Source organism: Paenibacillus sp. TAF43_2 (assembly GCF_052113545.1).
GTDB lineage: Bacteria > Bacillota > Bacilli > Paenibacillales > Paenibacillaceae > Pristimantibacillus.
Window position 1 is genome coordinate 20,831 of sequence record NZ_JBFRDK010000057.1, and the last position, 12,578, is coordinate 33,408.

Sequence of the window (12,578 nt, forward strand, 5' to 3'; positions counted from 1 at the left end):
CATTTATCGCACATGTATGAACAATTGAAGAACAAATTGAAAATGATGCTCTTATCTCAAAAATGAAGCTTGCATTCCCCCCTGTATTTGCTATACTCAACTTTGTTTGTAAACTTTAAAGAAAGGCAGGGATGAAAGCGATGGATCACAATTTAACCCCGCTCTTCACCGCGCTTCGTAAGCATGCGGAGCAGGATCCCGTTCAGTTTCATATTCCCGGACATAAAAAGGGATTAGGCAGCGATTCCGAATTTCGCGAATTTATCGGCGATAACGCGTTGTCGATCGATTTAATCAATATAGCACCGCTTGATGACCTGCATCAGCCAACCGGCGTTATTGAGGAAGCGCAGAAGCTAGCTGCTGACGCTTTCGGAGCAGACTATACTTATTTCTCTGTACAAGGAACAAGCGGCGCAATAATGACGATGATTTTGACCGTATGTGCCCCGGGGGACAAAATCATCGTGCCTCGAAATGTTCACAAATCCATTATGGCCGCTATTATTTTTGCAGGTGCCAGACCAGTATTCATCTCGCCAGCCCGTGACAATACGCTAGGTATTGATCATGGCATAACGACCCGCYCCGTCCGTAAAGCGCTTGAGCGCCATCCGGATGCAAAGGCTGTGCTTGTCATCAACCCTACCTATTTCGGCATTTGCGCCAACCTTAAGGAGATCGTTGATCTCGTTCATAGCTTTGATATCCCTGTACTCGTGGATGAAGCACATGGCGTACTCATTCATTTCCATGAGAAGCTGCCAATGTCAGCGATGCAAGCAGGCGCGGATATGGCTGCGACAAGCGTTCATAAGCTCGGCGGTTCTATGACGCAAAGCTCAGTTCTTAATGTTCGCAAGGGAAGAGTTAACCCGCACCGTATTCAAACCGTAATCAGCATGCTTACAACAACGTCGACATCGTATATTTTGTTAGGTTCGCTTGATACATCTAGACGCAACCTTGCTTTGAACGGACATGCTATCGCTGAGCGCGCGATTGAGCTTGCTCAATCCGCACGCAAACAAATCAATGAAATTCCAGGTCTATATTGCTTCGGAGAAGAAATTCTCGGCGATGAGGCTACTTATGATTTCGATCCCACTAAAGTTTCCATTCATGTTCGCCACCTTGGCATCACCGGATATGAAACGGAGAACTGGCTGCGCGACAACTATAATGTGGAAATTGAAATGAGCGATATGTATAACATTCTTTGCCTAGTTACGCCTGGAGATACCTCTGATTCCGTGTCTAAATTGTTAACTGCGCTGCGTGGATTGTCTGAGCATTTCCATGAAGGCGCTGAAGCACGTGAATTAGTGGTCAAAATTCCAGATATTCCACAGCTGTCCTTGACGCCTCGTGATGCTTTTTACGGTGAGACAGAAGTTCTTCCGTTCAAAGAATCAGCTGGCCGAATTATTGCTGAATTCATTTATGTATACCCGCCAGGCATTCCGATTCTGCTGCCAGGCGAAGTCATTACCCAAAAAAATATCGATTATATCGTGGATCATGTCCAAGTCGGATTGCCTGTCAAGGGGCCGGAAGATCGCAGCATCGAGTTCGTTAAAGTAATCGTTGAAGAAACAGCCATTTCATAATAAATTAATAAACCGATCTACAGGAATCTTATAGAAATCCTGAGGTCGGTTTTTTTCTAATTATTTTTACGGAATGCCACTTATTGTCAACCTATTTCGAGCATGCTATGATGTTGGCAGAGGTGAGATGCGATGAGTCAAAGCGCTTATATCAAATTTGTGCAAGGATCATCCGTGGAGAAACTGACGCTGCAGGAAATTAAAAACGAGCTTATAGGTTACCGGGAGCAAACAAGCCTTACCGGCTCGCAATTGGATTGGGACTATGCCGAAGCCGCATTTCCTTATACGATCGAATCGAAGGATGATGATCGTTGGTTTTATTTAAAGGGTATTAACCACCTTTATAAGCATATCATCTTTGGACCCGGCGAAACGGCAAGCGCAGCAGGCCAAAACGTCCCTTGCGTTCAAGTCGTGTTACCAGAGGAAGCTACGCACGGAGACAAATCGAAAGCAAATGAACTATGCAAATATATAGCTAAGCAGTTGAAGGCAGAGCTGACCATGTTTAATGGAAGAACGATTTATTTTAATCCACGCAAATAAGTTAATAAAAAAAAACGATCCGCAAGCGAAACTCGCAGATCGTTTTTTTAGTACTAGCTCGTTAAAGCTTAAGAGAACTAGTTCTCTTCGCTTTCCGTACGAGCAATTTCTTCGTAAATCGCTGTTACGCGATCCCATTCCGCATCATCTTCGATGCCAACTAGGAAGGACTCATCGTTCTCTTCTTCAATACGGAAGATAACGCCGTCTGCTTCTGGATCGTTGCGATCCAGCAATACAGCGTAAACTTGGCTTTCGGATTCAAACGTATAAACCATGACCATTTCACGTTCCTGGCCCTCGTCGTCAGTCACGATAAAGACATGCTCTTCATGCTCGTGGTCTTCACCACAGCCGCAATCATCGCCATGCTGATGTTCGCTCATGTTATTACCCCATTTCAATAATGTTTACAGACTATCGTATATTAACATGACACTCTATCAACGGTCAAACGAAGACGCCCCTATGAAGAAAAGGAGCGCCTTAGGTAGACCATTTGATTACTACAAAGAAGAAATTAGTTTTTCTGAAACAACAGTCCACTCATCTGAGCCCTTGAGCTTTAGGTAAAAACGAATCGGATATTTCCCGCTAGATTCGAATTTATATGAGATATCTTCTGTAGCGAACCAGAAATTATCTTTTGATGTTTTGACACTTTCCGTTTGAATCACTTTCTCTTTACCATTCGGATCGAAAATAGAAACCTTGACGGCTACAATATCCGTCATCAAATTATCGATCTGGGCAAACACTTTAAACTTCGCTTGATAGCCTTTTGCTACGTTTCCGAATACCGCATTATTTTGGAAAAGAAACATATGCACGTTAGGCTTATAAACGGTCGCTTTTTTCGTTTGATTGTCCCATTCCACAATGGCTTGCATAGATGTGGCTAATTGACGAAGCGGCAAATAAGTTTTGCCATCGGTCATTATTCCACCGTCATCCTGATCATCTCCGTTAATGAGAACGCGAACCTTCTGTATAGCCGAGTCTGCGAACATCATCGATCCACCCCAAAGAGATAGCAGCAGAAGCAGAATAACGATTTTTCTGATTTTCATAGTTGTAAGCCCTCCATCCGATAGCCTGGATGAAAGGTTATACTCGTCAGCCCGAGCAAAGTTGCGCGATTTATGAAACATTTTTAATCCCATACTACATCTTAACCATTATTGTCAAATGCTGTTGAAACCTGCGCTTGCCTGGGAAATATAAAAGTGGAAATAATAATTACCCATACGTTCTTGTTAAAATGCAAGGAACACCTTTGCCTACTGTTCCAGGATTTCTCATTCTTGCAAGATATGCCATCCCTCTTGTACACGGTGTTTTACATACTGCACAGGTATCCGAAAGTACAAGTTTATAATTATACTGTTTCCGATCGCTTGCCGGCTGTTTCTTCTTTACAACTTTGCCTTTTCCTTTRCTCATCACTTGTTCGCCTCCACTGTACGTATCGCTTTAGCATTGTATGTAGACACGGGCGAATGTGCATCTTTATTTGTCAGATATATTTTAAATTTGGTACATTAAACAATATAGAAAGCTGAGGAGGTGTGATTCATGAAAATAAAAATGATTGGTACAGGCAGTGCCTTTGCCAAAAAATACGATAATAATAATGCTATTATTGAAGTGAATGGCTTCCGATTGCTCGTAGACTGCGGAATCACTTTACCGAAGGCTTTACATCAACAAGGACTTGCCTTCTCTGACCTGGATGCTGTTCTCATCAGTCACATTCATGGGGACCATGTAGGTGGATTAGAAGAATACGCCTTCCAAATGATGTTTAAATATAATCGAAAGCCTGCCCTATACATAGCAGAGTCGTTAGTTGAACCGCTTTGGGAGCAAACACTTCGCGGAGGTTTAACGCAGGATCCTTTAACCAAGCTTGAGGATTTTTTCGAGGTCCATCCGATTCAGCCAAATAACGAATTTGAAATTCATCCTGGTTTGACTGTTAAGCTGTTGCAAACGAAGCATATTCCTAATAAGCCAAGCTATTCCTTTATTTTTAACAACAGCTTCTTCTACTCTGCCGACATGCGATTTGATCCAGAGCTGCTTCAGCAATTAGTTGATGATGGCGTAACGACTATTTACCATGATTGCCAGCTTGAAGCGCCAGCTGTTGTTCACGCAAGCCTGGAGGAGCTTCTAAGCCTTCCTGAATCTATTCAAAGTAAAATATGGCTTATGCATTACGGAGACACCATAGAGCAATATGAAGGTCTAACCGGCCATATGCGAATCGTTAGGCAGCATGAAAGCTATGAGATCAACTAAATACAAAAAAGGCGCCGACATCTAAGAAGTGCGGCGCCTTTTTATTAATGTTGTTAACATTTAATTTAGAACATTGGAAGCTGATCCAAATTGTTTGTTGGATCTCCATCTGCGTCGCCTCGAATATAGATTTCGCCATCTTTTCCTTTAAAGGCATTTACCCCTGCAATATGACCTGCTTGTACCTCTTGAAGTGCCGTTGCATAGTCAAGCACTCGGCCGCTATTCGTTTTGAATGCGGTAAGATCACCGTCTCCATCCTTTTGTACGGCAACAATTTGCTCCCTAGTATCTTGTCCGTCAACCTCGTGACTCATCTTTGTTAGCCCCTCTCAACTTATCAGAATGTACAGCCAATTTATATCATGCCTTGCGTGTGCAATAATTATGCACCATCACCTTACAAAAAAATCCAGCGCTATCGCATGAGGAGCGAACGCTGGATTTTTGATTTTATTTTCTTTTGATTGCGTCAGCTGGAAGTTTCCTTCTCCAAACAAACTGCTCGTCATGTGACAAAGAATCATGTATTGCGAAATTTGCTACAGAACCAATAACAATGCCGATAATTCCAAACATCCCCAATAGCCAAATGGCTAAATAGGCATACTCTGCTGCCAACAGCAACCGCCTCCTGCGCGCTTTCTATCATCGTATGCTGGGAATCGTGCCTTTAGTATTGTTTAAATTAAATCCACAATTAAGTCGCATGAAACAGGTTTAAGCAGCATATCAGGGCAGCACCAGCGAGCAACGATTTATTGTAAAGAAGTTGATCGTTTTTGCCGATAATGAAATAAGGAGGTGTTTTATGGATATAGCAGCAGCATCAATAGCAATGAATCAGAACAGCTTAGCACTTGCAGCGAGCATCCGTGTCATGTCTTTAGCAAAGGAACAAGCTACGCAGCAAACGCAGGATATGGTTCAAATGATGAAACAAGCACAACCTCATTTAGGCCAAAGCATCGATATACAAGTTTAAACTGAACCCCCAAAGGCATAAATCGCTACTTGGGGGTTTTCCATCTTGAAACTGTTTCAAATGAAACTGATATGTTTAGTTAATCTAATACGAAGGCCTGCTTCTTTGAGATTGTTCAGAAAACTAACATTATCCTAATCTCATTGTTAAAAAATTCTAACAACCTTCGTTTATCCTTAATTTAACAAATGAAAAGTTGGAGGGATTATGATGAACATCTGCTTTTATCAACAAAGAATTGAAGAATTACGAGCTGAAATGGTCGAGATATTTGGCGCGTGCAATAATTTTACAGATCAAGCTGTTCTCAAAATTAGCCAAGAACTGGACTTTCTCTTAAATCAATATTCCGGATGCTTAGCCAATCATTCAAATTAGCCCTTTCGCATGAAGAGGTTTTCTTATATTGCATGAAAGAATATGAAATTAGGTTTTGGAGGTTTAATTGTGGACATAAAATAAAAAGGACCCTTGCTATGCAAGGGTTCTGAACGTGCACCTACCTTATCAAAATTTTGCAGCATTCTCCTCTTCACCTCATAAGGCTCACGATCCTAACTGCCACAACACCATTTGATTTCCCTGTTTTGATTTTCCCTCCTGCTTCCTCTAATTAACTACTTTACCTTGCCATGTTCGGCTTCGGCGCAACTCTCTCTTAAAAGAATGGAACAATCAACTGCCGCGATTAAAGTTTGCTTTTTCGGGATAAAAAAACACCCACAATAATGAGTGACTGTATCTACTATTTTAAAACGATTTGAGCTTTTTCCCCATCATCTTCAAGCTTAATTACAAGACTTTCATTGGAACTAGCTACCGAGTCTGGAACTTCGATTACAACAAAACCTTTTTTGCTCGCTAATGGTTTAATACTATTTTGACTCAAGTCTCCATCGATCATAGTTACAGTGTAATCATATTCATACTCGCCTTTAAAAATAGCTTTCATTTGAATACCATTTATCATTGCAGTAAAATCATTTGCCGCTTTGCCATTATTGGTAACATTATAATTTAATACAATAAATTTATTGCCTTCATCAGTGCTTGAGGAAAACATATCACTACTCACTTTTTGATTAAACTCAAATGATTCAAGGGTAATTTCCCAAGTGCCTAATTTGAATTTTTCACCTGGCTTGAAGGATGCTTCTTTCGGTTCCTCCGTAGGCGGAGTTTCCGTTTCTTTGGGTGTTTCAGTAGCCTCAGTCTCCTTGCTATCCACCGTGCTTGCTTGATTGTTACTTGAAGATTTGGCTGCATTATTTGTTTGTGATCCCCCGCAGGCTGATAAAACAAGCAATATGAGTGCGAGTAATGTAAAGATTTGAACTTTTTTCATCAAACTTTCCCCCTTCAACAATTTTCTGCATATTACCACAAATTCCAAGGGTTATCTTAGAAATATTTGTCATACTACGTCAATTCTTTTTCAAGTAATTGATACTTATAATAGATTGCTATAAAATACTTTTAATAATTGCTTAAATTTATATCCATAAAATGGTGGTTAGAAAGTTTCTCATTTGCTATATCAAGCACCTTTTTACTGCCAGAGTGTTTTGAACTAATCGTTTCGAAATGGTATAGTAAGTTTATTGCTCCCAGGTTGACTTTTCAGTGAATTATCAATTACAGAGAAAACGAATTCTTAGCATAGAGACGCGGCAGCACCTGCCTTTTTCGTCGAATATCTCAAAAGGAGGATAACAGCCCATGCAGGTTGAAAACTGTGTACCGACTGGCATTCAACCCAAAGACACTGGCTTCGGCTACACATTGTCTGTTATTGGCGGCAAATATAAAATGACCATACTGTACTGGCTCTCCGAAAACAAGGTCATGCGGTTCAATGAGCTGCAACGGAGAATCGGCACTATATCCTTTAAAACATTAAGCGTGATGTTAAAAGAGTTGGAGACAGACGGCATTGTCAGCCGCGAGGAATTCCCACAAATCCCTCCCAAAGTCGAGTATTCCTTGACCGAGTTGGGGCAAACGATTATTCCGGTACTGGATATCATGTGCCAATGGGGAGAAAAAAATGGCATACCAGCCGCGCAGGCGGCAACAATTCCGCTTTCGATATAAATACTCAAGAAGAAAAGCAGCATTTCCATGGATGGAAATGCTGCTTTTCGTTTCACTACTAATTAAAGACTATCAATAAAATCAACATAACCGTGCGCGCTAATATCTAATTTTCTTAAGTAATCTGGATTTCCTTCCGTCTCGTATTCCGCACCATAGAAGGCATAGAAGGAACGATAATCTGCGCCGCAATACAAAAATGTCGTGTCAAAGGGAGATAAGAGTTGGTCAAGTCCGTAACGGAATTTCCCTTCTTCGGTAAAGTCYTTTTCCCTTCCCCCTGCGGTTACAGCTAGAGCGGTTTTTCGATTTCTTAATTTATCGCCCTTTGATCCGTATGCCCACCCGTAAGTTAGCACCTCGTCAAGCCATTGTTTAAGCAGCGGTGGAGAACTGAACCAGTAAACAGGGAACTGCAAAACTAAATTGCTATGCGCTTCAATCAACTGTTGTTCCTTTTCCACGTCGATTTTTCCGTCGGGATAGGCTCTGTGCAAATCGTGAACCGTATATTTGTCGGGATATTTACGAAGCTCATCCGCCCAGCGTTTATTGACGATGGATGCTTCCATGTTTGGATGTGTAATGATAACAAGTGTTTTCAATGTATTGCCCTCCTTGAGCGGTATTTGTTTCTGAACTAGAGTATAGATCGCATCGCCGCATTGCGGAAGTATGCACTTTTCGTTCACCTACTTACCATAAGGTAAGTACTGTACCGAACACGCTTTACCAAATGCTAAATAGACTTGGCAAGTGAAGGAGTGAAATGGTTACGAATTGCGCGTGCAAAAGAGTTGTTGACGGTACTGCCGTCCACTTGATTTAAATCGATTTTTTCGTTAATCAAGGAGAGAATGTTTAGGAGAATCTGAGGGTTTTTCGTATCGCAGTTTTGATTATAAAATCAAAAAAAACCTTGATTATCAAGGCTTCCGAAGTTTAAGTTATGAACTCCTAATCCTTTATAATGGGCATCCTGCCTTTATAGCCACAAACAGGACAAGTTACGATTCGCTCGTTAAATACTCCCGTCTTTAGTGCCGATGCAAAGCCTACTTTTGATAATTTAAAACGACTGCGACACAACGGACAAACAAAATGTGTCGCTTTGGTCATCCTATTCGTGTAGATGTAGATGAATAGAAAGACCAAAGCCAGCGGGAGTATAACTTGTATGAGAATATAAATTGGATTTTGTTGATTCATTGGAATCACCTCTCATCAAAGAAATCTGATTCAGCTTAACAAGAATAAGCAGAAATCCGAAGTTTGATATTCGTGTCCGTCAGCCTTTTATTTAGAGTTCTTTCGTATCAAATTCGTATCACAGTCAAAATCAAGTGATGATAATTGAGTTTATTCGAAAAAGGAAAAACCCGCAATCCCATGTATCACAAGGGTTTGCGGGTTTTTTGTTTGTATGATCTGAACAGGGTTCGAACCTGTGACCCCTACCCTGTCAAGATAGTGCTCTCCCAGCTGAGCTACCAGATCATATTAGCGACAATTAATAATATATCAGGTGAAAGACGTCAAGTCAACATATTTCTTTACAGATTTTTCTGACTCTCCACTCTCATCACGATGTCTCCACAAAAGTAGAATCGGTCACAATGATTGTATAATAATTGCAACAATTTGTCTTTTAACGACGTCAAGTAAGTGCTGCAGCAAATAAAAGAAGAGGTGACCGTATGAAAAGACGATTGATACTGACAATGACACTGGTTGCAATGATGCTCTTCACTCTTGGACAATCCGCATGGGCTTTCAAGGACGTTAAAAATGACGTAAACGAGCATAAAATTAACGAGCTTAAGAAGATGGGCATACTAAGCGGAGATAAACATGACAAGTTTAATCCTAAAGGCAAGCTCACTTATGCCGAAGGCGTTTCTTTGATCGTTAAAGGGTTAGATATTAATATTGACCATATCCGCTTCATTAAAGAACCTAAAGCAAGCGACTATTTTACAAACATAAAAGATAACGCTTGGTATTCGCAAGCTTTTATCATCGCGAGCATTAATGGTCTAGAAATTCCAAAAACGGTCAAAGCTAACGACATCATGACCCGCGAGCAATTTGCTCATCATTTGTTTAAAGCTATGATGACGAAAGGCGATTACGCTTTTATAGAAATTTTCATGCAGTTGGAAGATGCGGCTGATGTGAACAAAACCTACATGGACAGCATTCAAAAGCTTCTCATAAGCAAAATCGTCACATTGGATAATGCGAACAAGTTTTATCCTAAAAAAGCTATTTTGCGCGGTGAAGCAGCAGGCTGGCTATATGACGCCATTACATTTGTAAAGGAGACGGCTCCGATTCCAACTAAGCCTGAGCAACCGAGCCTCGACCTGAAGCTTTCGATTGAGGCGGTAAACCCGCAGATCAATAAAGTAACCGTAAGCACTCAAGTAGGGCATCCCGGTTATGGTTTCCGTATTACCTCTATTGCTTTCGAAGGAGATCAAGCTTTCATCAATGTAGAATTGGTCATGCCTGATCCAGATAAAATGTATCCTCAAGTTATTACAGACGTATCCGCCTCCACTTATATTGATGCTAAGCTAAAGCCAGTACTCACCCAATCCTCGCAATCTACGGGATCAAGTGAATCGTCAACAGGCAAAGCGATCATCATCAATTAAACCAAAAAAGACTTCTCTACCTGTCTTATTAACCATCAGACAGTTGAGAAGTCTTTTTTTATTTGCTTTCAAGCTCATTCAGCATTGGAATCGACCAGTCAATCGGCTCGCTTCCAATCGATTCTAAGAAACGATTTGTCCTGGAAAATGGTTTGCTTCCAAAAAAACCTTTGCGCGCTGCAAATGGGCTCGGATGCGGTGAAATAATTAAATGATGCTTGTCACCATTAATATGCTTCGCTTTCGCTTCTGCATTCTTGCCCCAAAGTATAAATACCACGGGCTTCTCCCTATCGTTTAGAGTGGCAATAATCTGATCGGTAAATTGCTCCCACCCTATTCCTTGATGGGAATTAGGATTGCCATCCTCCACCGTAAGCACTGTATTTAGAAGCAGCACTCCTTGCTTAGCCCATGATAGCAAGCTTCCATGGTCAGGCACAGTGGCCCCTACATCCGACTCCAGCTCTTTGTAAATGTTTTTTAGTGAAGGAGGTACCTTTAATCCTGGCTGCACGGAGAAGCTAAGCCCATGCGCCTGCTTTGGTCCATGATAAGGGTCTTGTCCTAAAATGACCACTTTCGTCTGCTCATAGGATGTATGATGAAGTGCATTGTATATATTTTCTGCTTCCGGATAAACTGTGGTCGTTTTATATTTTTCTGCCAATATGGCAAAAAGCTCTTGCATATAAGGCGCTTCAAGCTCACTCTGCAATTTCTGCGCCCAATCATTTACTAACGTATTCATAATCATTAATATCCCCTTCAAACGCAATCGTTTTTGAATAAGCAGCCTTTATTAGCTCTGCTTATCAAACCAATTATAAAAAACTTGATTAATATATTGTCCAGTAAGCAAATATGGAACCGTCTCTTCTTCTACAAACGACTCTTTTCCTTGAATACTAAAATAAAGCCATAAAGCGATTCCTTCGGAAAATGAATCAGGCTCGTAATCAGCTTCATTTAATAGGCCTGAAATGACAGACATACAGTCCTCTATCGCCGCTTCCCCTTCAGAATGATACGTTTTAAGCTTTATTTTCAAATAGGAATAGACATAAGGAAACTCCTTGTTTCCGCCCAGAGAAGAGCTGTAGAGCGCTGTAGAGATCGCAGCTGCCATTATGCCGGTTTTCCACTGCTCCGCTTTTTCCGTGAGTGATACATCATCCTTAAACCGATGTAGAAGATCATTGTAAAGTGTGTCCTTTAAAGAGAATATCTCCGCATAGAGTCGACGCGCGCTTAGCTTAAGTGAATTCTCCTCGTTCTTGTGCTGCATCAATCATCCACCTACTTCCCTTATTTCTCAGGTATTTCAAACAACTCTTAGTTTACTTCATTCAAAATAGAGAAAGCAAAAAGTTTCCTCATTAAATGTCGTGGCAAATGCCAAAAGTATAATAAAAAAAGCCCGCTGCATGATATCGCAACGAGCTCATAAGACAGCTTAATCAGAATGCACCACTTCTGTTCCTGCTATAAAATCATGAATCGCTCTTTTGTCCTCGCGCAAACCGACCATAAAGGCGCTGACGATCACAGCAATACCTAATGTTAATCCATAAACGAGTCCACCAACAACATTACGCAATAACATGGTTCCTATACCTGGAGGTGAGCCATCCAACTTTCTAATCTGTACGCCGCATATCCTTTTCCCAATGGTATAGCCGCTCCAAAATACCGGAACCAGTAACGAGTAAAGGAATGAGACCGCATCTGTAAAATAATCTCTACCTTCATTTCCTCCTGTAAATAATAATGAAATAATGGCTAATGGAATGCCAATAATAATGCCATCCAGCAACGAAGCTCCTAATCGAATCCAAAAACCTGCGTTCATGCCGAGTCCCCTCCAGTATTACATCATTAATGTTACTCCCTTATTCAGACACATTCCTATTAAAACTTACGCAGATCAGCTCCGATGTATACCTTAATCCATTCGCCTATTCTTAAAGTAAAAAATATTTCGAAGCTATCCCATTTGAAGACTAACCCATCTCTTTTTTGACGATGATTAAAATAATGAAAGAAGGAATACGATCTGGAGGATAGATTTTGTGGATACTACAACAGAATTGCTAATAAAAAGAGCATATGCCAATCCTCGTTTAAGACAAAACATTGTGAACAAGAGTATGATTTGTTTGTATTGTGACTACTCCGGTTTCGTTGCGCAAAACAATCATGGAGCAGCTTGTTGCTTTGTCTTCAATAGAACGATACGCGTTACCGCCAAAAAAATACTGATGGAACATGTTGAAGGCTCCAATTACGGTGAATTGCTTGCTGTTCGTTACAGTCTTGAAATACTTGCAAGTGCGCTGACGGAGTATGAGCCGAAGTTCGCTATTATCTATACTG

The 12,578-nt window shown here is 41.0% G+C and carries 16 protein-coding genes, 1 tRNA gene and 1 pseudogene; 8 read left to right on the top strand and 10 right to left on the bottom strand.

Annotated features, from left to right (window positions below; genetic code table 11):
• Window positions 1–140 precede the first annotated feature (140 nt).
• On the top strand, window positions 141–1,610 hold the full coding sequence (locus tag AB4Z17_RS14680; RefSeq protein ID WP_441960487.1) for an aminotransferase class I/II-fold pyridoxal phosphate-dependent enzyme: 1,470 nt from the start codon (window positions 141–143) through the stop codon (window positions 1,608–1,610).
• Window positions 1,611–1,742: 132 nt separating this feature from the next.
• Entirely contained in the window at window positions 1,743–2,159 is a 417-nt protein-coding gene (locus AB4Z17_RS14685; protein WP_076268208.1) for a DUF1885 family protein, read from the top strand.
• Window positions 2,160–2,236: 77 nt separating this feature from the next.
• On the opposite strand, the gene AB4Z17_RS14690 is transcribed toward AB4Z17_RS14685, so the two are convergent.
• Window positions 2,237–2,545, bottom strand: coding sequence for a DUF1292 domain-containing protein (locus tag AB4Z17_RS14690; RefSeq protein ID WP_076268207.1), 309 nt, complete (start codon window positions 2,543–2,545; stop codon window positions 2,237–2,239).
• 120 nt (window positions 2,546–2,665) lie between these two features.
• A complete protein-coding gene (locus AB4Z17_RS14695) occupies window positions 2,666–3,229 on the bottom strand; it encodes a stalk domain-containing protein (RefSeq protein WP_076268206.1) in 564 nt (187 codons plus the stop codon).
• A gap of 505 nt (window positions 3,230–3,734) precedes the next feature.
• On the opposite strand from AB4Z17_RS14695, the gene AB4Z17_RS14700 reads away from it, so the two are divergent.
• Entirely contained in the window at window positions 3,735–4,463 is a 729-nt protein-coding gene (locus tag AB4Z17_RS14700) for an MBL fold metallo-hydrolase (RefSeq protein WP_441960489.1), read from the top strand.
• Between the two features lie 65 nt (window positions 4,464–4,528).
• Here the strand turns inward: AB4Z17_RS14700 and AB4Z17_RS14705 are convergent, their stop codons facing one another.
• Together AB4Z17_RS14705 and AB4Z17_RS14710 are read right to left on the bottom strand one after the other, a co-directional pair.
• Complete coding sequence (locus AB4Z17_RS14705) at window positions 4,529–4,780, bottom strand: DUF3892 domain-containing protein (RefSeq protein WP_441960490.1); 252 nt, start codon at window positions 4,778–4,780, stop codon at window positions 4,529–4,531.
• 136 nt (window positions 4,781–4,916) lie between these two features.
• Complete coding sequence (locus AB4Z17_RS14710; protein WP_179089803.1) at window positions 4,917–5,084, bottom strand: hypothetical protein; 168 nt, start codon at window positions 5,082–5,084, stop codon at window positions 4,917–4,919.
• Between the two features lie 190 nt (window positions 5,085–5,274).
• On the opposite strand from AB4Z17_RS14710, the gene AB4Z17_RS14715 reads away from it, so the two are divergent.
• Both AB4Z17_RS14715 and AB4Z17_RS14720 read left to right on the top strand, forming a co-directional pair.
• Complete coding sequence (locus AB4Z17_RS14715; protein ID WP_441960492.1) at window positions 5,275–5,448, top strand: YjfB family protein; 174 nt, start codon at window positions 5,275–5,277, stop codon at window positions 5,446–5,448.
• A 210-nt stretch (window positions 5,449–5,658) separates the two neighbouring features.
• Complete coding sequence (locus AB4Z17_RS14720) at window positions 5,659–5,826, top strand: aspartyl-phosphate phosphatase Spo0E family protein (protein WP_441909956.1); 168 nt, start codon at window positions 5,659–5,661, stop codon at window positions 5,824–5,826.
• A 367-nt stretch (window positions 5,827–6,193) separates the two neighbouring features.
• On the opposite strand, the gene AB4Z17_RS14725 is transcribed toward AB4Z17_RS14720, so the two are convergent.
• The gene (locus AB4Z17_RS14725; protein WP_441960494.1) at window positions 6,194–6,793 is read right to left on the bottom strand and encodes a DUF4352 domain-containing protein; all 600 of its coding nucleotides are present in this window, start codon (window positions 6,791–6,793) and stop codon (window positions 6,194–6,196) included.
• A 374-nt stretch (window positions 6,794–7,167) separates the two neighbouring features.
• Here AB4Z17_RS14725 and AB4Z17_RS14730 point away from each other — a divergent pair, with 374 nt between their 5' ends.
• The gene (locus tag AB4Z17_RS14730) at window positions 7,168–7,542 is read left to right on the top strand and encodes a winged helix-turn-helix transcriptional regulator (protein ID WP_441960496.1); all 375 of its coding nucleotides are present in this window, start codon (window positions 7,168–7,170) and stop codon (window positions 7,540–7,542) included.
• Window positions 7,543–7,604: 62 nt separating this feature from the next.
• Here the strand turns inward: AB4Z17_RS14730 and AB4Z17_RS14735 are convergent, their stop codons facing one another.
• Both AB4Z17_RS14735 and AB4Z17_RS14740 read right to left on the bottom strand, forming a co-directional pair.
• Window positions 7,605–8,147: an NAD(P)H-dependent oxidoreductase gene (locus tag AB4Z17_RS14735; protein ID WP_441960499.1), complete on the bottom strand. Its 543-nt coding sequence runs from the start codon at window positions 8,145–8,147 to the stop codon at window positions 7,605–7,607.
• Window positions 8,148–8,966: 819 nt separating this feature from the next.
• A tRNA-Val gene (locus tag AB4Z17_RS14740) sits at window positions 8,967–9,039 on the bottom strand.
• 200 nt (window positions 9,040–9,239) lie between these two features.
• Between AB4Z17_RS14740 and AB4Z17_RS14745 the strand changes: the two genes are divergently transcribed.
• The gene (locus AB4Z17_RS14745) at window positions 9,240–10,202 is read left to right on the top strand and encodes an S-layer homology domain-containing protein (protein WP_441960501.1); all 963 of its coding nucleotides are present in this window, start codon (window positions 9,240–9,242) and stop codon (window positions 10,200–10,202) included.
• A 58-nt stretch (window positions 10,203–10,260) separates the two neighbouring features.
• On the opposite strand, the gene AB4Z17_RS14750 is transcribed toward AB4Z17_RS14745, so the two are convergent.
• The 3 genes from AB4Z17_RS14750 to AB4Z17_RS14760 form a co-directional block, all read right to left on the bottom strand.
• Window positions 10,261–10,953, bottom strand: a complete 693-nt coding sequence (locus AB4Z17_RS14750) for a uracil-DNA glycosylase (RefSeq protein WP_441909634.1) — start codon at window positions 10,951–10,953, stop codon at window positions 10,261–10,263.
• A gap of 51 nt (window positions 10,954–11,004) precedes the next feature.
• Entirely contained in the window at window positions 11,005–11,490 is a 486-nt protein-coding gene (locus AB4Z17_RS14755) for a hypothetical protein (protein WP_441960503.1), read from the bottom strand.
• Window positions 11,491–11,658: 168 nt separating this feature from the next.
• The gene (locus AB4Z17_RS14760) at window positions 11,659–12,054 is read right to left on the bottom strand and encodes an RDD family protein (protein WP_441960505.1); all 396 of its coding nucleotides are present in this window, start codon (window positions 12,052–12,054) and stop codon (window positions 11,659–11,661) included.
• 220 nt (window positions 12,055–12,274) lie between these two features.
• On the opposite strand from AB4Z17_RS14760, the pseudogene AB4Z17_RS14765 reads away from it, so the two are divergent.
• A pseudogene (locus AB4Z17_RS14765) lies at window positions 12,275–12,578 on the top strand (hypothetical protein); the annotation flags it as partial.

Coding starts and splice junctions, on each gene's coding strand:
- AB4Z17_RS14685 (WP_076268208.1), top strand. CDS start 1,743: ATGAGTCAAAGCGCTTATATCAAATTTGTGCAAGGATCATCCGTGGAG.
- AB4Z17_RS14690 (WP_076268207.1), bottom strand. CDS start 2,545: ATGAGCGAACATCAGCATGGCGATGATTGCGGCTGTGGTGAAGACCAC.
- AB4Z17_RS14695 (WP_076268206.1), bottom strand. CDS start 3,229: ATGAAAATCAGAAAAATCGTTATTCTGCTTCTGCTGCTATCTCTTTGG.
- AB4Z17_RS14700 (WP_441960489.1), top strand. CDS start 3,735: ATGAAAATAAAAATGATTGGTACAGGCAGTGCCTTTGCCAAAAAATAC.
- AB4Z17_RS14705 (WP_441960490.1), bottom strand. CDS start 4,780: ATGAGTCACGAGGTTGACGGACAAGATACTAGGGAGCAAATTGTTGCC.
- AB4Z17_RS14715 (WP_441960492.1), top strand. CDS start 5,275: ATGGATATAGCAGCAGCATCAATAGCAATGAATCAGAACAGCTTAGCA.
- AB4Z17_RS14720 (WP_441909956.1), top strand. CDS start 5,659: ATGAACATCTGCTTTTATCAACAAAGAATTGAAGAATTACGAGCTGAA.
- AB4Z17_RS14725 (WP_441960494.1), bottom strand. CDS start 6,793: ATGAAAAAAGTTCAAATCTTTACATTACTCGCACTCATATTGCTTGTT.
- AB4Z17_RS14730 (WP_441960496.1), top strand. CDS start 7,168: ATGCAGGTTGAAAACTGTGTACCGACTGGCATTCAACCCAAAGACACT.
- AB4Z17_RS14745 (WP_441960501.1), top strand. CDS start 9,240: ATGAAAAGACGATTGATACTGACAATGACACTGGTTGCAATGATGCTC.
- AB4Z17_RS14750 (WP_441909634.1), bottom strand. CDS start 10,953: ATGAATACGTTAGTAAATGATTGGGCGCAGAAATTGCAGAGTGAGCTT.
- AB4Z17_RS14755 (WP_441960503.1), bottom strand. CDS start 11,490: ATGCAGCACAAGAACGAGGAGAATTCACTTAAGCTAAGCGCGCGTCGA.
- AB4Z17_RS14760 (WP_441960505.1), bottom strand. CDS start 12,054: ATGAACGCAGGTTTTTGGATTCGATTAGGAGCTTCGTTGCTGGATGGC.